Below are 22317 nucleotides of genomic sequence, written 5' to 3'. Positions count from 1 at the left end.
GCGACCGGCCCGTCGCTGGCGTAGGCTCGCCCCACCGAAGACGCACTCGCCGTACCGATGTCAGGGGACAGGAGCTCGACCACTGATGGCGCACCTCACGCTCGCCGGAGTGAGCGATGGCGGGAAGCGCCTGCGCCTGGTCGACGACGAGGGCGTTGAGCACACACTGGACATCGACGACCGCCTTCGGGCCGCGCTTCGCGGGGATGCGACCCGCCGATTGGAGACCAAGATGGACAGTGCCCTGCGCCCACGAGACATCCAGGCCCGGATCCGGGCCGGCGAGACCCCCGAGGCGGTGGCGCAGGCGGCCCAGACATCGGTCGACAAGATCATGGCGTTCGCGGCACCGGTGCTCGCCGAGCGACAGCACGTCGCCGAGCGCGCGCAGCGCTCGTCCGTACGCCGCACCGACGGCGGCCAGGCCACGAGCGGGGCCCGGACCCTCGGTGACGCCGCCGCCAGCCACCTGCGCTCGGTGAACGTCGACCCCGACACTGTCGAGTGGGACGCATGGCGCCGTGAGGACGGGCGCTGGTCGATGACCGCGACGTACTCCTCCCCCGAGCGCAGCGGCACGGCGGAGCTCACCTTCGACGCCCCCGGCAACTATGTGACGCTCGACAACGAGGACGCCCGGTGGCTGGTCGGCGAGGCCGTCGCGGCCGCGCCCCTCCCGCACGACGACCTGCGCCACGCCCGCCAGCGGCGGCTCAGCACGGTCGGCGAACTCGACCAGGAGCTCCCCCTGGGTGAGGACGCGATCGGCCTGGTCTCCGAGCAGCCGGTCGAGGCGTTCCTCGACGACACCCCGCCCACCGACCCGGCGGTCGTCGCCGAGGAGGCCGAGCTGCGCGAGGAGGCCACCCAGGCGCAGGCCGAGGACGACCTGCACACCGGTGAGCCCGCCGAGGCATCCGAACAGGCCCAGCACGACCACCAGCACGACCACGAGCCTCCGAGCCGGCGACCGGTGAAGAAGAACCGCGGGCGCGCGTCCGTGCCGAGCTGGGACGAGATCATGTTCGGCGGCGGCAAGCAGGAGTAGCCACGGTCGGGCTCGCGCCCCTGTCCCTGGCCGCGACCCGCAGGTACCCTCCCCCGCATGTCGTACTTCGTGACCGGGGCCACAGGGTTCATCGGCCGGCGCCTGGTCGAGGAGCTGCTCGACCACCGCGAGGGCGAGATCTTCGTGCTCGTGCGCGCAGGTTCGCTGCCCCGCATGGAGGCGCTGATCTCCCGGTGGGACACCGACCGGGTCGTGCCGGTGATCGGTCACCTGTCCGCCGACGCACTCGGAGTCGACCCAGCCTGGGTGAAGGCGCACCGGACCGGACGTGGCCAGGGCATCGACCACTTCTTCCACCTCGCGGCGATCTACGACATGACCGCCGACGACGCGACCAACGAGACCATGAACGTCGGCGGCACCCGCAACGCCCTGGCGCTGGCCGACGCGCTGGGCGCGGGCTGCTTCCACCACGTCTCCTCGGTCGCGGCGGCCGGCGAGCACCACGGTCCTTTCGACGAGACGATGTTCGACGAGGGTCAGCACCTGCCCTCGGCGTACCACCGCACCAAGTACGAGTCGGAGCGGATCGTGCGCGAGGAGGCGACCGTGCCGTGGCGGGTCTACCGCCCGGCCGTCGTGGTCGGCGCGTCCGACACCGGCGAGATGGACAAGATCGACGGGCCCTACTACTTCTTCGCGGCCATGAAGCTCATGCGCGACCACCTGCCGGCCTGGCTCCCGCTGGTCGGGGTCGACCTCGGCGACACCAACGTGGTCCCGGTCGACTACGTCGCGGCCGCGATGGACCACCTCGCGCACCAGCCCGGCCACGACCGCGAGGCGTTCCACCTGGTCAACCCCGAGCCGCAGCCCGTCGTCGACATGGTCAACGCGTTCTGCGCCGCCGCCGGCGCGCCGCGGTTCGCCACGCCGGTCGACCGGGGCCTCACCCGCTTCCTCCCACGGGCGCTGACCCCGGCCGGGCTGCTGAGCACCGTCGCGGGCAACGGCGCGGTGCAGCACGTGCTCGACCTGGTCACCAGCCGGGTCGGCATCCCGGCGGAGGTGCTCGCGCACACCTCGTTCACCGCGGTCTTCGACTCCCGGCGCACCGAGCGGGCCCTGTCCGGATCCGGCATCGGCGTACCCGACCTGGAGTCCTACGCCCGGACCCTGTGGAGCTACTGGGAGGAGCACCTCGACGACTCCACCGGTCGCGACCCGCGGGTGCGCGACAAGCTCCAGGGCCGGTACGTCGTGGTCACGGGCGCCTCCTCGGGCATCGGCAAGGTCACCGCGCTCAAGGTCGCGCAGGCGGGCGGCACCCCGGTGCTGGTCGCGCGCGGCAAGGAGAAGCTCGACGAGCTCCGCGAGCTGATCGAGGCCCGGGGCGGCACCGCCATCGTCCAGCCCTGCGACCTCTCCGACCTCGACGCGATCGACGCGCTGTGCGAGACGCTGACCGCGGAGCTGCCATCGATCGACTACGTGGTCAACAACGCGGGCCGATCGATCCGCCGCTCGCTGCGGCTCTCCCAGGACCGCTTCCACGACTTCGAGCGCACGATGCAGCTCAACTACTTCGGCGCGGTCCGCCTGGTGATGGGCCTGGTGCCCGCGATGCGCGCCAACCGCGGCGGCCACGTCGTCAACGTGTCCTCGATCGGGGTGCAGACCAACCCGCCGCGGTTCTCGGCGTACGTCGCCTCCAAGGCCGCGCTCGACTCGTGGAGCAACGTGGTGTCCTCGGAGCTGTTCGGCGACGGCATCACGTTCACCAACATCCACATGCCACTGGTGCGGACGCCGATGATCGCGCCCACCAAGCTCTACGACAAGTTCCCCACGATCTCACCGGCGCAGGCGGCCGACCTGGTCATCGAGGCGATGGTGGAGCGGCCCCACGAGATCAACACCGCGCTCGGCAACGCCGGCGCGATCGCGCACACGCTGACGCCCAAGCTGGCGTTCCGAGTGCTCAACATGGCCTACCACGTGTTCCCGGACTCGGCTGCGGCCAAGGGTGAGTCCGCGGGCGGGCGGGAGTCGGAGCAGATCATGCTCGCCAAGATGTTCAAGGGCGTCCACTGGTAGACGACGTCGACCCGCCCGAGACTTTCGGGCGGGTCAACGCTCGACGGGTCGGGACGGATCGGTGATCCAGCCCGACCAGCTGCCCGGGTAGAGCGCGGCCCGGATGCCGGCCAGCTCGAGGGCGAGCACGTCGTGCGCGGCGGTGACACCGGACCCGCAGTAGACCGCCACGTCCTGCTCCCCGGTCACGCCGGCGGCGGCGTACAGCGCACGCAGCTCCGCGGGACCGCGGAACCGGCCGTCGGCGCGCAGGTTCGTCGTGGTCGGCACGTTGACGGCACCGGGGATGTGCCCGGCCACGGGGTCCACCGGCTCGACCTCCCCGCGGAACCGCTCCGGCGCCCGCGCGTCGACGAGGACGGGTACGTCGAGCACGCCGTCCGCCTCGACGAACGGCATCGCGCCCGGGCGGGCCGTGAAGTCGCCGGGGCGCGGTGCCACGGTGACGGCCTGGACCGCTCCCCCGGCCTCGACCCAGGCCGGCCAGGCACCGTCGAGCACCCGGACGTCGGCGTGGCCGTGGTAGCGCAGCAACCACCAGGCACGCCCGGCCGCGAGGCCCGACCAGTCGTCGTACACGACCACAGGCCGGTCGTCGCTCACCCCCACCTGGCGCATCGCGGCCTGGAAGTCCGCGGCATCCGGCAGCGGGTGCCGCCCGCCGCTGCCCGGGGGCGCGGCCAGGTCGGCGTCGAGGTCGACGTACGCCGCACCTGGCACGTGCCCACGGCCGAACTCGGCGAGGCCACCGGGACCACCCATCCGGTAGCGCACATCGAGCACGGTCGCGTGCCCGAGCAGGTCGATGAGCTCGTCGACAGGGATCAGCGGAGAGGCCATGACGCCCATCTTGGCCGAGCCGGGTGGCGTGACAGGATGCGGCCCGTGGCTGAACTGCACTTCTTCACCGGCACCATGGACTCCGGCAAGTCGACGCTGGCGCTCCAGACCAACCACAACCACTCCGCGCGGGGTCGGGTGGGCCGGTTGTTCACCACCCACGACCGCGCCGGCCAGGCCAGGCTGTCCAGCCGCTTGGGCCTGACGCACGACGCCCTCGAGGTCGACCGGGAGTTCGACTTCTGGCGCTACGTCGTGCACTCGCTCACCCAGGGCGGCCGCATCGACTACCTGATCTGCGACGAGGCGCAGTTCTACACCCGCGACCAGATCGACCAGCTGGCCAAGGTCGTCGACGAGCTGCAGATCGACGTGTTCGCGTTCGGGATCCTCACCGACTTCCGCACCCAGCTGTTCGAGGGCAGCGCCCGCCTCGTCGAGCTCGCCGACCGGATGAACGTGCTCCAGGTCGAGGCGCTGTGCTGGTGCGGCAAGCGGGCCACTCACAACGCCCGCACCGAGAACGGCGCGATGGTGGTCGAGGGCGAGGTGATCGTCGTCGGCGACGTCGACGCCGTCGACCAGCCCCCGGCCGACGTCGCCTACGAGGTGCTCTGCCGCCAGCACCACCGCCGCCGCCTCACCGCCGCCCGCGCCAAGGCGGTCTCGCTCGCCCCGGAGCCTCTCCCGTTCGGCTAGGCGACCCGGCACAGTCTGAGGCTCGATCCGCGCCGACTCGGCGCAGTCTGAGCGCTTCGAGGGATTCCCCTCTTCCGTCGTACCCACCGGTAGCCCTAGTGTCCGTGATCGTGGTCACATCCCGGGCACGTACCCGCCTCCTCAGCGTCCTGACCGTCCTCCCCGCCGCGCTGGCGGGCCTGATCGTGGCCACGCCACCCGCGGCCGATGCCGACGGGCCCGGGGTCGGTACGCCGTGGGTGGTCACCCTCGGCGACTCCTACATCAGCGGCGAGGCCGGCCGCTGGGCCGGCAGCAGCAACGCCTCCTCCAGCCGGGCCGACGCGCTCGGCTCGACGGCGTACTTCGACAACGCCGCCGGCACCGGCGAGACCATCAACCGCTGCCACCGCAGCAAGTCGGCCGAGGCCTACATCGGCGGCGGGGTCAACGGCCTCAACCTCGCGTGCTCCGGGGCCGAGACCGCGACGTCGGACGGCGACAACTTCAAGCCCGGCCTCGATTTCTTCGACAACGGGGCAGGCAAGCTCGGGCAGGCGAAGATGCTCCAGCAGTTCGCCGCCAGCCACCGGGTGGGCATGGTCGTCGTCTCCATCGGGGGCAACGACTTCAACTTCGCCGACGTCGTGACCTCGTGCGTGACCGACTTCCTCGCCTCGCCGACGTGGTGGAAGGACTACTGCTACGACGACAGCTCCGTGAAGGCCAACTTCACCGCCGCCAACGTGGCCGCGGTCCGCGCCCGGATCGCCGGTGCGCTGCGCAACGTCGCGACCGCGATGCGCAACGCCGGGTACGCCGACTCGCAGTGGACGCTGCTCGTGCAGAACTACCCGAGCCCGATCCCGCGGAGCTCGGGCTTCCGCTACTCCGAGAGCGGCTACACCCGGCAGAGCACCGGCGGCTGCGGCTTCTGGAACAAGGACGCCGACTGGGCCAACGACTCCGCGCTTCCGACGATCAACAGCACGGTCTTCGGCGCCGTGGCCGACTCCGGGCTCACCAACACCCGCACGCTGGACCTCTCGAGCGCCTACAACGGGCGCCGGCTCTGCGAGAGCAACGTCGGCCTCTACGAGGAGAAGGGCATCGCGAGCTGGACGTCCCCCGGCGCGGTCGACCAGACCGAGTGGATCAACCAGATCCGCACCGTCTCGACCGCCGGCTCGAGCAGCCCGTACTACATCCAGGAGTCGCTGCACCCCAACTACTGGGCGCAGCTGGCGGCGCGCTCGTGCGTGCGGCAGGCGTGGAACGGCGGTGCCCCGCGCAGCGGCAAGTGCACGATCGCGGGCACGGGTCTGCTCAACGGCGAGCCGCGGATGAGCCTGAACTGACTCCGGCCTGCGGGGGTCGGTGCCGGCGCGCCGGCCCCCGCATCGCCGCGTGCAGACCGGGGGCGGCGTACCGCACCAGGTCCTCGAGGGACATCGAGGCGATCGGCTCGAGGGCGAGCCAGTAGCGCGCCGTGATCACGCCGGCCAGCTGCGCACCGAAGGCGGCGGCACGGGCCGAGGCGTCCGGTCCCCCGAACCGCTCGGCGAGCGGACCGACCATCTCGGTCCGGAGGACCTCGCGCAGCAGGCGGGCCACCTCCGGGTCGTGCCCGGCGCTCGACACGAGCGCTCGCAGGGGCCGGCCCTGCTCGGGGTGGTCCCACACCGAGACGACCGTCCGAACCAGCCGCTCCGGGAGCGTCGCCGGATCGCCCGCGAGCACCTCCCGCAAGAGCGCGGGCGGGTTCACCGTGAGAGCGAGCGCCGCGGAGACCAGGCCCTTCTTCGACCCGAAGTAGTAGCTGACCAGGGCGGAGTCGACACCGGCCTCCTGCGCCACACCACGCATCGTCACGCCCTGGTAGCCGTCGACCAGGAAGTGCCGGCGCGCGACGTCCAGGATTTCCGCCCGGGTGTCGGGATTGCCGGCCCGGCGGCCCCGGCGCACGGGCTCCTCCCCGCTCACCGGCCCAGCCCTGGCAAACAGCACGACGGCGGATAATTCATCACGCTTGAAATCTACCCGCCTCGGGGGCGACCGTGAATTCATCACGGACTGAAAAGCACCCGAGGAGGACCCCATGAGTGGGATGACAGACACAGCGGCCCGCACGGGCGTGGGTCGCGGAGTGATGCCGGTGATCGTGGTGGCCCTCGCGGCCGTGGTCTCGGCGATCTCCGCGCTCAACCTCGCCGCGCCCTCGATCGCCCGCGACCTCCGGGCCGACCAGACCCAGATCGCGTGGGTCGTCGACGCCTATGCACTGACGTTCGCCGCGCTGCTCCTGCTCGCCGGCGCGATCGGTGACCGGTACGGACGGCGGCGGGCGCTGCTCGCCGGCCTCGTCGTGTTCGTCGTCGGCTCCGGGGTCGCGATGCTCGCCCAGGAGCCCGGCCAGCTGATCGCCGTCCAGGCCGTGCTCGGCGCCGGCGCGGCGCTGGTGATGCCGGCGACCCTGTCGACGATCACCAGCACGTTCCCGCCCGAACGCCGCGTCCGCGCGGTCGGCACCTGGGCGGGCGTCGCCGGCGCGAGCGCGATGCTGGGACTGCTCGTCACCGGGGTGCTGCTCGAGGCGTGGTCATGGCGCTCGGTGTTCGCCTTCAACCTCGCGATGGGGCTGGTCGCGCTGATCGGCACCGTGGTCGCCGTACCCGAGTCCGCCGACCCGGAGGCGCCGCGGCTCGACCTCACCGGGGCGGTGCTCTCGGTCATCGGACTCGGGCTGGTCGTCTACTCCGTCATCGAGGCGCCCACCCACGGCTGGGGCAGCGCGCGCACGCTCGGGGGCCTGGCCGCCGGCCTCGTCGTGATCGCCGCCTTCCTCGCCTGGGAGGCCCGGTGCGCCCAGCCGCTCCTGGACCCGCGACTCTCCCGGTTGCAGGGCTTCGCCACCGGCACGCTGACGATCACCGTGCAGTTCTTCGGGTTCTTCGGGTTCATCTTCCTGGTCGTGCAGTACCTCCAGCTGGTGCTGGACCGCAGCGCGCTGGTCGCCGCCCTGTGCGTGGCGCCGATGGCGCTCGTCATGATGCCGTCCGCCCGCGCGCTCGCCCCGCGCGCAGCCATCCGGCTCGGCACACGCCGGGTGATGGCCGGTGGCCTGCTGCTGGTCGCCGCCGGGTTCGCCGTGCTCTCCCGGCTCGACGCCACGAGCAGCTATCTCCCACTGCTGTGCGGCCTGGTGCTGCTCGGCGCCGGGATGGGCCTGGCGATGACCCCCTCGACGAGCTCCATCACCGACGCGCTGCCAGCGGCCAAGCAGGGTGTGGGGTCGGCCGTCAACGACCTGGCCCGCGAGCTGGGCGCGGCCCTGGGCATCGCCGTGCTCGGCAGCATCATGCAGTCCGTCTACCGCGACCAGCTGCGGCTGCCCGCGCTCCCGCCGGCCGCGGCCGAGCAGGCCCGGTCCTCCTTCGGGGCCGCCAGCCACATGGGCGGCGCGGTCGCCGTACCCGCGCAGTCGGCGTTCGTCGACGGCATGCAGACCGCGCTGCTCTGGGCCTCGTGCACCACGCTGGTGTTCCTGCTGGCCGTCGTGCTCCTCGGCGCGCTGCTCCCGGCGAGCGCTAGCTCACCAGCAGCGGGATCAGCATCTCCTCGGGCGTGAGCGACCCGTGCAGGCCGACGAGCGTGGCCTCGTAGGGGAACGCGGACGTCGAGAGGATCGCCAGGTCCCCGTGGCACGCCACGATCACGTCCCCGAGCCGGGGCAGCACCGAGGGCGTCACCGGCCCGAACCAGCCGCGCCCGATCGCTGCCTCACGGGTCATCACCTCGGCGCGGTCGCCCAGCACCTCGGTCCAGGCCGCCACGACGTCGGCGACCGCCCCGCCGTGGCAGTACAGGTGACGGAAGCGGGCCTCACCGCCGAGCAGCGCTACGCCCGAGCGCAGTTCGGTGACGTCGTCGACGTCGATGCGGCTCGAGCCGGGTGAGTCGACCATGCCGTGGTCGGCCACCACCATCAGCCGCACCTCGGCGGGCAGGGTCTCGCGCAGCTGCTCGGCCTCCGCGTCGATCATCGCGAGCTGCTGCAGCCACTGGTGCGAGGCCACGCCGTACCGGTGCCCGGTCCAGTCGAGGTCGCCGTCGTAGAGGTAGGTCAGGGAGCCACGCTCTGCAGAGGACGCGACCGCGGCGGCGAGCCGCTCGCCGACCTTGTCGGCGCCGACGAACTCCGCGCCCCGGTGGGCCGCCACGGTGAGCCCGCTGCGGGCGAACTCGCGCTTGTTGACCACCGTCGCCGACCCGCCGGCCTCGTGCAGGCGGGCGAACGCCGTGGGGTGCGGCTGCCACTCGAGCGGGTCCACGGTCTTGTCCCACATCAGCGCGTTCAGCAGCCGGTCGGTGCCGGGCACCCGCGAGGTGAACCCGACCAGCCCGTGCGTGCCCGGCATCAACCCGGTGCCGAAGGACGTGAGGCTCGTGGCCGTCGTGGAGGGCACACCGGAGGTGCCGGGCAGCTGCTCGGCCAGCAGGGACGAGAGGAACGGCGCCGCGTGCGCGTAGCGCTCCAGCTGCCGGGCGCCCAGGCCGTCGACGAGGAGCACGACGTACGCCGGAGCGGGCGGAAGCACCAGACCGGCCGGCGCGTCCCCGATGCTCGTGCCGAGGGCGACGGCCACCGCGGGCACGACGTCACCCAGCGACCGGTCGGCGTAGGCCGGCTGCAGGAACTCGCTCACCGCGGATGCTCAGTGATCGCGAGCGCCGGCGTGGGTGCGCGCCGAGAGCTGCTCGGCGAACGCCAGCAACCCGTCGACGGCGTCCGAGCCGTCCGCCGCCGCCGAGACCCGCAGCGAGAAGTCGTCGGAGGCCAGCACCCCGGTGTAGCCGTGGTCGGCGTCGCACTCGGGGTCGCTGCAGCCGGCGGGCTCGAGGTCGACGCGGCTGACACCGCCCCACCCGATCGTCATCACGGCCTCGGCGGGCCGGCTCGGACCCGAGGCGGGGTTGGCGATCATCCGGGTGACGACCACGGACTTGACCGCGGACAGCCGGATCGCCTCGGTCGAGGTCGAGGTGTAGGGCTCGGGCAGCAGGTCGTCGCCCTCGTGCTCGTCGGTGTGGGCGAGGATCAGGCGCGTCGGGGTCAGCACCACGACCGAGAGGTGGCGGCGCACCTCGTCACGGTCGAACGTCGGCTCGTGGTGCACGAAGTAGGACACGACCTGCTCGCCGGCCACCGCACCGTCGACACCGTCGGCGACGACGTCCGGGTAGTAGCCGGTGCGGTCGATCGCGCCCCTCAGCTCGAGGGTCCGGTCGTGGTCCTCGTCGGTCCTGCTGCTCCGCATGCCGGTCAGTCTGTCATGGGCTCAGAAGCGGTAGTCGAAGGCGGCGAGGTCGGGGGCGAACAGCTCCTCGACCCGCCGGCGCATGGGCTCGGTGTAGACCTCGCGGTAGTCGGGGCGGTAGTGGTCGACGTTCACGCTCTCCAGCGGCTCCCACGGCAGGTCGAAGCGAGCGAGCACCGCCCGCAGGTCGGCCTCGAGGCTCTCCTGGCGGCCGATGAAGTCGGCGCGGCGGCCTCCGTCGATGCTCAGGTAGCTGACCTGGGGAGTGCGCAGCCGCTCCCACTCCTCGGTGCCCCGGAGGATGAAGGTCTCGAAGTCCGGATAGGTCTCGGACACCGCCTTGATGAACGGACTGCGCTCGAAGAACCGCTGCGAGCCCCGCAGCCCCTTGGCAGCGCGGTTCTCGAGCCGCTCGACCATCCGGTACCACGACAGCAGGCGGGCGAACGGGTTGCGGACGTAGCCGACGATCCAGTACGCCGCCAGGTCCGGCTCGGCCTCCAGGATCGTGCTGAGGGTGGCGTGCCGGTCGGCCCCCTTGATGCTGCGCTTGTCGGTCAGGACGTCCTCGAGCCGCTTGTCGATGGTCGACCCGCCGGTCTTCTGCACGTGCACGAAGAGGAAGCGTTGGGCGTCCGAAATGAACATGCGCGGATCCTACGATGTGCCGGCGTCGCGATCAGGAGGGCAGGGTGTCCCCGGCGGGGGTCGGCATCCGGCGTACGAACCAGTCCGAGCGGGGGTCCGCGACCGGGTCGACCCGGACGGCCGCCGTCAGCACCGTGGCGCCGTCGGCGCCGGCGAGCACCAGTGACAGCTCCAGCGAGCTGATCTGGGGCAGGTCGTTCTGCAGCTGCGCGACCCGCTGGATCAGCCGCTCGATCTCGGCGACGTCGACGACCTCGCTGCCCCGGTAGCCGAAGAGCATCGGCGAGGACTTGATCTCGCGCACCATCGCGGCCGCGTCACGCTCCCCCAGCGGCGGGATCCGGAACGCCTTGTCGGCGAGCAGCTCGGTCAGCGGCCCGGCGATCCCGAAGGACACCACGGGCCCGAACAGCGGGTCCTCGATGCTGCGGATCGCGACAGGCACGCCCGGACGGGAGTTCTTCTGCACGACGAACCCGGCCCGCGCGAAGTCCGTGATCACGTGGCTCAGCGACTCCCAGGCGTCGCGCATCTCCTCGGCGTTGTCGATGTTGCGCCACACGTGGGCGAGGTCGGGCCGCTCGCGGAGGTGGTCGGCGGTCGCCTTCAAGACGACGTCCCAGCCGAGTGCCTCACCGGCGGCCACGGCCTCCTCGACGGTCGCCACCGGCCGGGTCTGCCACAGCTCGATGCCGTACGCGGCGAGCACCGCGGTCACGGTCTCGGCGTCGAGCTCGACCCCCTCGGGGTGGGCCGACAGCGCCTGGTTGACCAGCCGCTTCGCGGTCACGGTGTCGACGTCCGCCGGGTCGACCGGGGCGCCGTCGGGCGTGCGGAGCCACACGGCGTACTCGACGACGCGCGCGAGCGCGCGCACCGCGGCCTCCACACCGGGGTACGACGGCACCGAGCCGCGCCCGGCCGTCGACCCGGCCACGTCGGGCACCCGGAGCAGCTCGGGGACGCCTTCGGAGCCCAGGAACGAGGACACCAGTGGCTTGTCCGACTGCTCGCCCACCGCGGCGAGCACGTTGGCGACGTCCTCGCCGGAGACGTTGATCGGCGGCACGTAGACCGCGACGACCGAGTCGATCTCGGGGTCGTCGATCGCTGCGTCGAGGGCGTCCTCGAAGTCCTCGGCGCTCGCGTCGGCACCCAGCGCCGTGGACTTGTTGACCACCAGGCCGACCGCCGCGGCGGCGTCGGCGGCCAGCAGGCCGAGCGCGTCGGAGTTGCCGACGATCGCGACCCGGCGCCCACGCGGCAGCGGCTGGTGGGCCAGCAGCTGGGCGACGTCGAACATCTCCTCGAGCGTGTCGACCTGGATCACCCCGGCCTGGCGGAACATCGCGTCCACCGCGGCGGGCGGAGCGGCGATCTTGCGGACCGCGTGGCCCATCGGCACGCCCTGGGTCGTGCGGCCGGACCGCACCGCGATGATCGGCTTGCGCAGCGAGACCCGCCGGGCGATGCGGGAGAACTTGCGCGGGTTGCCGATCGACTCGAGGTAGAGCAGCACGACCTCGGTGGAGTCGTCCTCCTCCCAGTACTGCAGCAGGTCGTTGCCGGACACGTCGGCGCGGTTGCCGGCGCTGACGAACGTCGAGAGCCCCAGGCCGCGGTTGTAGACCTTCTCCAGGATCGCGGTCCCCAGCGCACCGGACTGGCAGAAGAACCCGGCCCGTCCGCGCGGCGGCATCAGCGGGGAGAGCGACGCGTTGAGCGACACGTCCACGTCGGTGTTGATGATGCCCAGGCAGTTGGGGCCGATCAGCCGCAGCCCGTAGGACCGCGAGAGGCCCACCAGCTTGCGCTGCCGGACCCGGCCCTCCTCGCCGGTCTCGGCGAAGCCCGAGGAGATCACCACCAGCCCGTGCACACCCTTGGCCGCGCAGTCGAGCACCACGTCCTGCACCGCCTCGGCCGGCACCGCCACGATCGCCACGTCGACCTCGTCGGGGATGTCGCCGACCGACTTGTACGTCGGCAGGCCGGACACCGCGCTGGAGGTGGGGTTGACCGCGTAGACCCGCCCGGTGAAGTCGCCCATCACCAGGTTGCGCACCAGCGCCTGGCCGATGGTCTCCTGCCGGCGGCTGGCGCCGATGACCGCGATCGAGCGGGGGTTGAAGAACTTCTCGATCGAGGCCGCCTCGGCCCGGTGCTCGCGGCTCATCATCACCCCGATCGCGGTGTCGGTGGGGTCGATGGAGAACTCCAGCTGCAGCACACCCTCGTCGTACTCACTGACGACGCGGTAGCCGGCGTCACGGAACGTCTGGATCATCCGGGCGTTGTCGGGCAGCACCTCGGCCACGAACCGCTCGATCCCCCGCTCGCGCCCGGCCTGGGCGAGGTGCTCGAGCAGCAGCTGCGCGATCCCACGACCCTGGTGCTGGTCCTCGACGAGGAACGCGACCTCCGCCTCCCCCGGCTTGACCATGTCGTAGCGGCCGACCGCGATGATCTGGCCCTGCAGGGTCAGCACGAACGCGACCCGCCCGACGTGGTCGACGTTGGTGAACCGGTCGAGGTCGCGCTCGGAGAGCCGCGGCATCGGGGAGAAGAAGCGGTAGTACTTCGACTGGTCGGAGACCCGGGAGTAGAACTCGACGAAGACCTCGCGGTCCTCGGCCCGGATCGGCCGGATGTGCGCCGTACGCCCGTCGCGCAGCAGGACGTCGGCCTCCCAGTGCTGGGGAGGCGCAGGCACGTCCTGGGTGTCGGTCACGGTCGGAAATCTATCGCGGACGGGTGTCGGCGGCGTGGCCCCGGCGAATCTGGCGGTGACACTTGGGAGAATCACCGGCATGGCACGTGGCAAGACGAAGAACGACCTCCCCGACGACTTCGAGGAGCACATCCTCGACACCGACATCAAGCAGGAGATGGAGTCGTCGTTCCTGGAGTACGCCTACTCCGTCATCTACTCCCGCGCGCTCCCGGACGCCCGCGACGGGCTCAAGCCGGTGCAGCGCCGGATCCTGTACACGATGAGCGACATGGGCCTGCGGCCCGACCGCGGCCACGTGAAGAGCGCGCGCGTCGTCGGTGAGGTCATGGGCCGGCTCCACCCCCACGGTGACGGCGCGATCTACGACGCGTTGGTGCGCATGGCGCAGCCGTGGGCGATGCGGCTGCCGATGATCGACGGCCACGGCAACTTCGGCTCGCCTGACGACTCCCCCGCCGCGATGCGCTACACCGAGTGCCGGATGGCCCCGCCCGCCGTCGCGATGACCGCCTCGATCGACGAGGACACCGTCGACTTCAAGCCCAACTACGACAGCCGCGAGTTCGAGCCCGGGGTGCTGCCCGCCGCGATCCCGAGCCTCGTGGTCAACGGCACCACCGGCATCGCGGTCGGCATGGCCACCAACTGCGCCCCCCACAACCTCGTCGAGGTCGTCCAGGCGCTGCGCCACCTGATCACCCACCCTGCGGCGACCGTCGACGACCTGATGCGGTTCATCCCGGGCCCCGACCTGCCCACCGGCGGCAAGATCGTCGGGCTCGAGGGGGTCCGCGACGCCTACGAGACCGGCCGCGGCACGTTCCGGATGCGCGCGACCGCGCGGATCGAGGCGATCACCAACCGCCGCAAGGGGATCGTGGTCACCGAGCTGCCCTACGGCGTGGGCACCGAGAAGGTCATCGACCGCATCAAGACCCTGGTCCAGAACAAGAAGCTGCAGGGCATCTCGGACATGAAGGACCTCACCGACCGCGAGAACGGCCTGCGGCTGGTGATCGAGGTCAAGAACGGCTTCGTGCCCGAGGCGCTGCTCGAGCAGCTCTACAAGCACACGCCGATGGAGGACACGTTCGGCATCAACGCGGTGGCGCTGGTGGACGGACAGCCCCGCACGCTCAGCCTCAAGGAGATGCTCCAGGTCTTCCTCGACCACCGCTTCGACGTCGTACGCCGCCGGTCCCTGTTCCGCCGCGGCAAGGCCGCCGACCGGCTGCACCTGGTCGAGGGCCTGCTCATCGCGATCCTCGACATCGACGAGGTCATCCAGCTCATCCGCACCTCCGACAACGCCGCCGCCGCCAAGGAGCGGCTGATCTCGGTGTTCGACCTCAGCGAGATCCAGGCCGACTACATCCTCGACATGCCGCTGCGCCGGCTCACAAAGTTCTCGCGGATCGAGCTGGAGAAGGAGCAGGACGAGCTGCGCCGCACGATCGAGGACCTCGACGCGATCATCAACGACGACAAGCTGCGCTGGAAGGTCGTCTCGGACGAGCTCGCCGACGTCGCGAAGACCTACGGCACCCCGCGTCGCACCGTGCTCCTGGAGGCGGCCGGCACCGCCGTCACCGCCACCGCGGTGCCGCTCGAGGTGGCCGACGACCCGTGCTTCGTCTACCTGTCCTCGAGCGGGCTGCTCGCCCGCACCGCCAACGACGAGCCGCCCGGCCGGGGCGGCGGCCGGGCCAACCACGACGTGGTGGTCTCCGCGGTCCGGGCCACCGCCCGGGGCGAGGTCGGCGGGCTCACCAGCACCGGCCGCCTGGTCAAGATCGGCGTGCTCGAGCTGCCGCAGCTCCCCGGCACCGCCAACGACCCCCACCTGGCCGGCGGGCTGCCGGTCAGCGAGATCCTCTCCCTGGACACCGGCGAGCGGCTGCTCGGGCTGTGCACGCTCGCGAACGACGGACCGGGGCTGGCGCTCGGCACCCGCCTGGGCACCGTGAAGCGGGTCAACCCCGAGGTCCTCGGCAAGGACGAGTGGGAGGTGATCCGGCTCGCCGACGGCGACGAGGTCGTCGGCGCGGTCGAGCTCACCACGGGCCACGAGACCCTGTGCTTCATCACGACCGACGCCCAGCTGCTCCACTTCGGCGCCGACGCGGTCCGCCCGCAGGGCCGCTCGGGCGGTGGCATGGCCGGCATCCGCGTCACCGGCGGCGAGCGCGTCGCGTGGTTCGGCACCATCGACCCCGACGCCCCGGAGGGCTCGGTCGTGGTCACGGCCTCGGGCTCCTCGACCGCGCTGCCCGGCACCGAGCCCGGCGCCGTCAAGGTCACGCCGTTCAGCGAGTACCCGCCCAAGGGCCGCGCCACCGGCGGCGTGCGCTGCCACCGGTTCCTCAAGGGCGAGGACGCCCTGGTCTTCGCCTGGGCCGGCACCGCACCCGCCCGGGCGGCCGCCGCGAGCGGCTCGCCCATCGAGCTCCCGGAGGCCAACGGCCGCCGTGACGGGTCCGGCGTGCCCGGCAGCCAGCCGATCGCCGCGTGCGCGGGCCCGGTCGCCGGCCGCCTGGGCGCCACCGCCGGTGTGGAAGGCTGACGCCGTGCTTCCTCGCCCGCGCGCGGCCTCCGCGCTCCTCGTCGTCGCCCTCACCCTGCTCTCGGTGACCGCCACGGCCTGCAACGACGACTCCAAGGCCGCCGCGGGCACCTCCACCCCGGAGGAAGCGCTCGCCCAGGCGAAGCAGACGCTCGACGACACCAGCGGCGTCACGATCTCGCTGTCGACCAAGGACCTGCCCGACGGGGTGACCGGTGTCGAGTCGGCGCAGGGAGTCGGCACCCACGCGCCGGCGTTCGACGGCACGATCACGGTCGCGCTGTCGGGGCAGGCCCTCGAGGTCCCGGTCATCGCCGTGGGCGGGAAGGTCTACGCCCAGCTGCCGTTCACCAGCGGCTGGCAGGACGTCGACCCGGCCGACTACGGCGCTCCCGACCCCGCCCAGCTCGTCGCGCCCGACAAGGGCTTCAGCTCGGTGCTCGCGGCGACCACCGACCTCGAGAAGGGCGACAGCGTCCGGGGCGGCCAGGACAACAAGGAGGTGCTCACCGAGTACTCCGGCTCGGTCGACGCCGAGGCGATGAAGAGCGTGATCCCGACCGCGTCGGGGACGTTCGAGGCGACGTACACGATCACCGACGACGGCGAGCTGCGCAGCGCCGAGCTGACCGGCGTGTTCTACAAGGACTCCGAGTCGATGACCTACACGGTCACGTTCGAGGACTACGGCACCGACAAGGACATCACCGCGCCGTGACGCTCCCGCCCGCGAGGGGGTGCTGATGGGGTCGCCGCGGATCCTGCTGTCACTGGCGGCGGTGGCCGTGGCCTTCGCGGCCGCGGACACCTACGTGGTCGTGCTGGCGCTGCCGGACATGATGACGAGCACCGGCATCCCCGTCGACCAGCTGCAACGGGCGGCGCCGATCATCTCGGGCTTCCTGCTGGGGTACGTCGCGATGCTGCCGCTGATCGGCCGGCTCGCCGACCTGCGCGGCCGGGTGCCGGTGCTGGTCGCCGCGCTCGCGATCTTCGCGTTCGGGTCGCTGGTCACCACCTTGGCCTACGACATGCCCTCGATGGTGTCGGGGCGGTTCCTCCAGGGCGTCGGCGGCGGCGGGCTGGTGCCGGCCACGCTCGCGCTCGTCGCGGACCTCTACCCCGCCGACCGCCGCGGCGTACCGCTCGGGGTGGTCTCGGCGGTCCAGGAGCTCGGCAGCGTGCTCGGCCCGCTGTTCGGCGCGGTGGTGCTCGCCGTCGCCGACTGGCGGGCGATCTTCCTGGTCAACGTCGCGGTCGGCCTGGTGCTCGCCGCAGCGATCCGACAGCTCTCCCACGTTGACCCGCCCGAAGCTCTCGGACGGGTCAACGGGAGGTTCGACTGGCTCGGGCTGCTCCTCGCCCTCGTGACCCTGATCGCCGGGGCGCTGGTGTTCGTCGAACCCAGCCAGCTGATGCGCGACCTGACCTGGGGACAGCTGTTCATCCCGGTCACCGGCCAGGGGCGTTGGCTCACGCCGCTGGGCCTGGTCGCCATCGGCGCGGCGGCGTTGCTGGTGGTGCGCTGCGCGACCGCCCGTCGGCCGTTGCTCGACCTGCGCGCGTGGGTGCGCACCCTGCGCGAGGCCGACCTGCTGGGCGCGCTCTTCCTCGCGCTGACGCTCGCCGGGGTGATCCTCGCGTTCGCCACCGCCGATCCGAAGGTGCAGGTCTTCTCCGACCAGGGCGTCTGGTACCTCCTCGGCTCGGCGCTGGCAGCGGCCGCGTTCGCGGTCCACCTGCGGCGCGCACCCGCTCCCCTGGTCCCACCGGGCACCCTGCGGCGTACGCCGGCGTGGGGGTCGATGGTGGTCAGCTTCTTCGTCGGGGCGGCGCTGATCGCGGCCTTGATCGACATCCCGTTGTTCGCGCGCACGACGGTCTACCCCGACTCCCAGCTGATGGCGGCGCTGGTGCTGGTCCGCTTCCTCGTCGCACTGCCGGTCGGCGCGGTCGTCGGCGGCTACCTCACCCGCACCCTGAGCGCCGGACTGGTCACCGCGCTCGGCATGGCCTGTGCGGCAGCCGGCTTCGCCTGGATGGCCACCTGGGACCTGACCAGCCTCGACCACGTGACCGCGACGATCCCGCTGGTCATCGGCGGGTTCGGCTTCGGGCTCGCGCTCGCACCGGTGAACGCCGCGGTGCTGGCGAGCACCGACGACGACGCCCACGGCCTGGCCAGCGCGTTCGTGGTCGTGGCGCGGATGGTCGGCATGCTCGTCGGCATCTCCGCCCTGACCACGCTGGGCCTGCGGCGCTACTACGCCGAGCAGGCAGACCTGCCCTCCGCGCGCGAGGTCTGCGGCGGCCCCAGCCGCTGCGCGGAGTTCACCGACCTCCTCAAGACCGCCGGCATCGCCCAGGAGCACACGGTGTTCACCGGTGCGGCGGTCTGTGCGGTCCTCGCCGGCGTCCTCGCTCTCGTGGTGTTTCGCGGCGCCGCGACCCGAGCGGTCTCGACCGGCGAGCTGCTGCGCTCGGCCGGTTGAGCGGGTTGTTAGTCTCCGGGTCGTGGCTGCCTCGGACTTCGACGACCTGCTCTCCGCCAACCGCGACTTCGCCTCGCACTTCGAGCTCGCCGGCTTCGACGGCGTCGCCCGCGCGGGCGTGGCGATCGTGACGTGCATGGACTCCCGGATCGACCCGCTCGGCATGCTGGGCCTCGAGCCCGGCGACGCGAAGATCTTCCGCAACCCCGGCGGCCGGGTGACCGACCAGGCCCTCGAGGCCCTGGTGCTCGGCGTGCACCTGCTCAACGTCCAGCGGATCCTGGTGATCCCGCACACCCGGTGCGCGATGGCCTCCTCCACCCTCGAGCAGGTCCGCGAGAAGGTCGGCGCCTCGGCCGGTCAGGACGTCTCCTGGCAGACGTTCAGCATGGTCGCCGACCAGCGGGCCTCACTCGCCGACGACGTGCACAAGGTCGTCTCCCACCCGCTGGTGCCCGACAGCGTCAAGGTCGGTGGGTTCATCTACGACGTCGACACCGGGCTGCTCGAGCCCGTCATCTGACGACCTCGGGCTCCTCCGGGAGGACCTAGGACTCACGTACGACGGCGAGTGCCTCGCGCGCGATCTCCCACTCCTCGTTCGTGGGCACCACCAGCACCGCGACCTCGCTGTCCTCGGCCGAGACCCGGAACGCACCCGAGCCCTGGGCCCGGTTCGCGTCGTCGTCGATGTGAATGCCGAGACGCTCCAGGCCGGCGAGTGACTGGGCGCGGACAGCCGGGTCGTGCTCGCCGATGCCTCCGGTGAAGACGATGGCGTCGACCCGGCCCAGGACGGCGTAGTAGGCGCCGACGTACTTGCGCAACCGGTAACAGTAGACGTCCATCGCGAGCCGGGCCCGCGGGTCGCCCTCCCCCAGACGACGCTCGAGCGCGCGCATGTCGCTCTCGCCCAGCAGGCCCTTGATGCCGGAGTCGCGGTTGAGCGCGTCGTCGATCTGCTCCAGCGACCAGCCCCACTGCCGGTGCAGGTGCGCGTGAAGCGCGGGGTCCACGTCACCGGACCGGGTCCCCATCACCAGGCCCTCCAACGGCGTGACACCCATCGAGGTGTCGACGGACCGCCCCCCGGCGATCGCGGTCGCCGACGCGCCGTTGCCGAGGTGCAGCACGATCGTGTTGGTCTCCTCCGCCGGCCGGCCGAGGAGACGAGCGGCCTCGCCCGAGACGAACTTGTGGGAGGTGCCGTGGAAGCCGTAGCGGCGGATGCGGTGATCGTCGCGCCACTCCAGGGGCACGGCGTACGTGTAGGCGTGCTCCGGCAGCGTCTGGTGGAAGGCGGTGTCGAACACCGCGACGTGCGGGACGGCGTCGAAGATCCGGCGCGCGACCGAGAGGCCCTCGAGGTTCGCGGGGTTGTGCAGCGGCGCCAGTGGCACCAGGTCGCTGACGGCCGCCAGGACGGCGTCGTCGACGAGCACCGGCTCGGAGAAGCGGGCACCGCCGTGCACGACGCGGTGGCCGACCGCGGCGATCTCCGCGTCGTCTAGTGACGGCCCATGGGCCTCGAAGGCGTCGAGCGCGGCGCGCAGCGCGGCCTCGTGCGACGGCAGCGGCAGCTCCTGCCGGTGCTTGACGCCGTCCGGGCCGGTGTGGGTGAGGATGCCGCTCGCCCCGGACGAGTCGGCGATCCGCTCGGCCAGGCCGATCGCCTGGCTCTCGCCGGTCCCGGCGTCGAGGAGGCTGTACTTCAGAGACGACGATCCCGCGTTGATGACCAGGACGAGCGAGCTCATGCGAGAGTTTCCTTCTGCTGTTGGGCTTGGATGGCCGTGATGGCGACGGTGTTGACGATGTCGCGGACGGTGGCCCCGCGGGACAGGTCGTTGACCGGCTTGCGCAGCCCCTGCAGGACCGGGCCGATGGCCACCGCTCCGGCGGAGCGCTGCACCGCCTTGTAGGTGTTGTTGCCCGTGTTGAGGTCCGGGAAGATGAACACGGTCGCCCGGCCGGCGACCTGCGAGTCGGGCAGCTTGGTGCGCGCGACCGCCGGATCGATCGCGGCGTCGTACTGGATCGGGCCCTCGACCAGCAGGCCAGGAGCCCGGTCGCGCACCAGCGCAGTCGCGGCCGAGACCTTCTCGACGTCGCTGCCGGCCCCCGAGGAGCCGGTCGAGTAGGACAGCATCGCGACCCGGGGTTCGATGCCGAAGGCCGCCGCGGTCGCCGCAGAGGAGATCGCGATGTCAGCCAGCTGCTCCGCCGTCGGGTCGGGGTTGACCGCGCAGTCGCCGTAGACCAGGACCTGGTTCTCCAGGCACATGAAGAACACCGAGGAGACCACCGAGACGCCGGGCACGGTCCGCACCACCTCGAGCGCCGGCCGGATGGTGTGCGCGGTCGTGTGGACGGCCCCGGAGACCATGCCGTCGGCGAGGCCGAGCTCGACCATCAGCGTGCCGAAGTACGACTCGTCGAGGACTCGCGCCAGCGCGTCGGCCCGCTCCAGTCCCTTGTGCTTGCGGCGCTGGTAGTACTCCTCGGCGAACCGGTCGGTCAGGTCGGACGTCCGCGGGTCCAGCACGTTCGCCGCCGAGACGTCGACACCGATGCCGGCGGCCTGGGCGCTGATCCGGATCGGGTCCCCGAGCAGCGTCAGCTCCGCGACGCCGCGTCGCAGCAACAGGTCGGCGGCGCGGAGGATCCGCTCCTCCTCCCCCTCGGGCAGCACGATGTGGCGGGGCCGGCTGGTGGCGTCGTCGAGCAGCTGGTGCTCGAACATCAGCGGCGTCACCGCGGTCGTCGGCGAGACCTCGAGGCGATCGAGCAGCGCGGCACCGTCGACGTGCTGGGCGAACAGCGCCAGCGCCGCGGCGATCTTGCGGGGCGAGGTCGAGGTCAGGCGTCCGCGGACCGAGGTCAGCGCGGCCGAGGTCTCCTGGGTGGCGAGCTCGGTGGTGACGATCGGCAGCGTCGCGCCGATGCCCTCCAGCAGGCGGGTGACCTGCCCGGGCAGGTCCATGCCGCCGTTCAGGACGATCGCGGACACCTGCGGGAAGTTCGCGGACACGTGGGCCATCAGGACACCGAGGACCACCTCCGGGCGGTCACCGGCGGTCACGACCACCGCGCCGTCGAAGAGCCGGTCCAAGACGTTGGGCATCGTCATGCCGGCCACGAGCAGGCCGAGCACCTCGCGGTCCAGCAGCGCCGGCTCCCCGGAGATCAGCGTCCCGTCGCAGGCGGGCATCAGGTCGGCCACCGTCGGCGCGGAGAGCAACGGGTCGTAGGGGATCGCGTACGCCGGCACCGCGTAGGTCTCGAGCACGGACACGACGGCCGCGGGGTCGGAGTGCGTCACCCGGTTGACGACCAGCGCGAACAGCGTGGCGTGGTTGGCCGAGATCGCCTGCGTCGTGATCTCGGCCAGCGTCACCATGTCGGAGGGCGTGCGGTCCTTGCCGTTGAGGACCAGCAGGACCGGGGAGCTGAGGTTGGCGGCGATCCGCGCGTTGTACGAGAGCTCGGTCGGAGTCGCGACGTCGGTGTAGTCCGACCCGATGACCACGACGGCGTCGCACTGCTCGGCCACCCGGTGGTAGCGCTCGACGATGGTGTCCAGGGCGGCGACCGGGTCGGCGTGCACGTCGTCGTACGTCACGCCGGTGCACTCGTCGTAGTCGAGAGTGACGGCCTCGTGCGCGATCAGCAGCTCGAGGACGTAGTCCTTCTCACCGCGGGCGGTCGCCCGGTCGTTGCGGACGATCGGCCGGAACACCCCGACCCGCTCGACCCGGCGCGAGAGCGCGTCGAGCACCCCCAGCGCGACAGCCGACTTGCCGGTGGAACCCTCGACGGACGCGACGTAGACGCTGGTGCACACGGAGACGAGCCTAGGGTGCGACCCGGGTCCGCCAGGGGGGCCGCCCGGACTGGATCCGGGGGCCGAAGGTCCACAATTCAACGACGCCCGGGCG

Annotated in this window: 17 protein-coding genes; 9 read left to right on the top strand and 8 right to left on the bottom strand. The window is 71.9% G+C overall.

What is annotated here, in order from left to right; translation table 11 throughout:
• Positions 1-85 precede the first annotated feature (85 nt).
• Both sepH and AC3ANS_RS08965 read left to right on the top strand, forming a co-directional pair.
• Positions 86-1048 carry a septation protein SepH gene (sepH, locus tag AC3ANS_RS08970; RefSeq protein ID WP_488295814.1) on the top strand — a complete coding sequence of 321 codons (963 nt, stop codon included), beginning with the start codon at positions 86-88 and terminating at the stop codon, positions 1046-1048.
• A 57-nt stretch (positions 1049-1105) separates the two neighbouring features.
• Positions 1106-3106: an SDR family oxidoreductase gene (locus tag AC3ANS_RS08965; RefSeq protein WP_488295813.1), complete on the top strand. Its 2001-nt coding sequence runs from the start codon at positions 1106-1108 to the stop codon at positions 3104-3106.
• Between the two features lie 33 nt (positions 3107-3139).
• Here AC3ANS_RS08965 and AC3ANS_RS08960 read toward each other — a convergent pair whose 3' ends face one another.
• Complete coding sequence (locus AC3ANS_RS08960; RefSeq protein WP_488295812.1) at positions 3140-3946, bottom strand: sulfurtransferase; 807 nt, start codon at positions 3944-3946, stop codon at positions 3140-3142.
• Positions 3947-3991: 45 nt separating this feature from the next.
• On the opposite strand from AC3ANS_RS08960, the gene AC3ANS_RS08955 reads away from it, so the two are divergent.
• Both AC3ANS_RS08955 and AC3ANS_RS08950 read left to right on the top strand, forming a co-directional pair.
• Positions 3992-4645, top strand: a complete 654-nt coding sequence (locus tag AC3ANS_RS08955) for a thymidine kinase (protein WP_488295811.1) — start codon at positions 3992-3994, stop codon at positions 4643-4645.
• 110 nt (positions 4646-4755) lie between these two features.
• Positions 4756-5982, top strand: coding sequence for an SGNH/GDSL hydrolase family protein (locus tag AC3ANS_RS08950; protein ID WP_488295810.1), 1227 nt, complete (start codon positions 4756-4758; stop codon positions 5980-5982).
• Here AC3ANS_RS08950 and AC3ANS_RS08945 read toward each other — a convergent pair.
• Entirely contained in the window at positions 5951-6607 is a 657-nt protein-coding gene (locus AC3ANS_RS08945) for a TetR/AcrR family transcriptional regulator (RefSeq protein ID WP_488295809.1), read from the bottom strand. The genes AC3ANS_RS08950 and AC3ANS_RS08945 overlap by 32 nt on opposite strands.
• Positions 6608-6722: 115 nt before the next feature.
• Here AC3ANS_RS08945 and AC3ANS_RS08940 point away from each other — a divergent pair, with 115 nt between their 5' ends.
• Positions 6723-8252, top strand: a complete 1530-nt coding sequence (locus AC3ANS_RS08940; protein WP_488295808.1) for an MFS transporter — start codon at positions 6723-6725, stop codon at positions 8250-8252.
• On the opposite strand, the gene AC3ANS_RS08935 is transcribed toward AC3ANS_RS08940, so the two are convergent.
• The 4 genes from AC3ANS_RS08935 to AC3ANS_RS08920 are packed head-to-tail and all read right to left on the bottom strand — an operon-like array spanning position 8212 to position 13321.
• Positions 8212-9330: an alkaline phosphatase family protein gene (locus AC3ANS_RS08935; RefSeq protein ID WP_488295807.1), complete on the bottom strand. Its 1119-nt coding sequence runs from the start codon at positions 9328-9330 to the stop codon at positions 8212-8214. The two genes, AC3ANS_RS08940 and AC3ANS_RS08935, sit on opposite strands and share 41 nt — an antisense overlap.
• 9 nt (positions 9331-9339) lie before the next feature.
• Entirely contained in the window at positions 9340-9942 is a 603-nt protein-coding gene (locus AC3ANS_RS08930) for a DUF5998 family protein (RefSeq protein ID WP_488295806.1), read from the bottom strand.
• 21 nt (positions 9943-9963) lie between these two features.
• A complete protein-coding gene (locus AC3ANS_RS08925) occupies positions 9964-10590 on the bottom strand; it encodes a sulfotransferase family 2 domain-containing protein (protein ID WP_488295805.1) in 627 nt (208 codons plus the stop codon).
• Positions 10591-10621: 31 nt separating this feature from the next.
• Complete coding sequence (locus AC3ANS_RS08920; protein WP_488295804.1) at positions 10622-13321, bottom strand: bifunctional acetate--CoA ligase family protein/GNAT family N-acetyltransferase; 2700 nt, start codon at positions 13319-13321, stop codon at positions 10622-10624.
• A gap of 79 nt (positions 13322-13400) precedes the next feature.
• On the opposite strand from AC3ANS_RS08920, the gene AC3ANS_RS08915 reads away from it, so the two are divergent.
• Genes AC3ANS_RS08915 through AC3ANS_RS08900 form a run of 4 tightly spaced genes read left to right on the top strand, consistent with a single transcriptional unit; the run spans position 13401 to position 18902 of the window.
• Positions 13401-15887, top strand: a complete 2487-nt coding sequence (locus tag AC3ANS_RS08915; protein WP_488295803.1) for a DNA gyrase/topoisomerase IV subunit A — start codon at positions 13401-13403, stop codon at positions 15885-15887.
• 4 nt (positions 15888-15891) lie between these two features.
• Entirely contained in the window at positions 15892-16605 is a 714-nt protein-coding gene (locus tag AC3ANS_RS08910) for an LppX_LprAFG lipoprotein (RefSeq protein WP_488295802.1), read from the top strand.
• 25 nt (positions 16606-16630) lie between these two features.
• Positions 16631-18379, top strand: a complete 1749-nt coding sequence (locus AC3ANS_RS08905) for an MFS transporter (protein WP_488295801.1) — start codon at positions 16631-16633, stop codon at positions 18377-18379.
• A 22-nt stretch (positions 18380-18401) separates the two neighbouring features.
• Positions 18402-18902: a beta-class carbonic anhydrase gene (locus tag AC3ANS_RS08900; RefSeq protein WP_488295800.1), complete on the top strand. Its 501-nt coding sequence runs from the start codon at positions 18402-18404 to the stop codon at positions 18900-18902.
• Positions 18903-18927: 25 nt separating this feature from the next.
• Here AC3ANS_RS08900 and AC3ANS_RS08895 read toward each other — a convergent pair whose 3' ends face one another.
• The gene (locus AC3ANS_RS08895) at positions 18928-20136 is read right to left on the bottom strand and encodes an acetate/propionate family kinase (protein WP_488295799.1); all 1209 of its coding nucleotides are present in this window, start codon (positions 20134-20136) and stop codon (positions 18928-18930) included.
• Positions 20133-22223: a phosphate acetyltransferase gene (pta, locus tag AC3ANS_RS08890; RefSeq protein WP_488295798.1), complete on the bottom strand. Its 2091-nt coding sequence runs from the start codon at positions 22221-22223 to the stop codon at positions 20133-20135. Before pta ends, AC3ANS_RS08895 begins: the two co-directional genes overlap by 4 nt.
• Positions 22224-22317 lie beyond the last annotated feature (94 nt).

It is taken from the genome of Nocardia sp. 149-1B, from assembly GCF_057747975.1.
The sequence above is the reverse complement of the archived record's forward strand: the minus strand, read 5'-3'. Positions and strand labels throughout refer to the sequence as shown.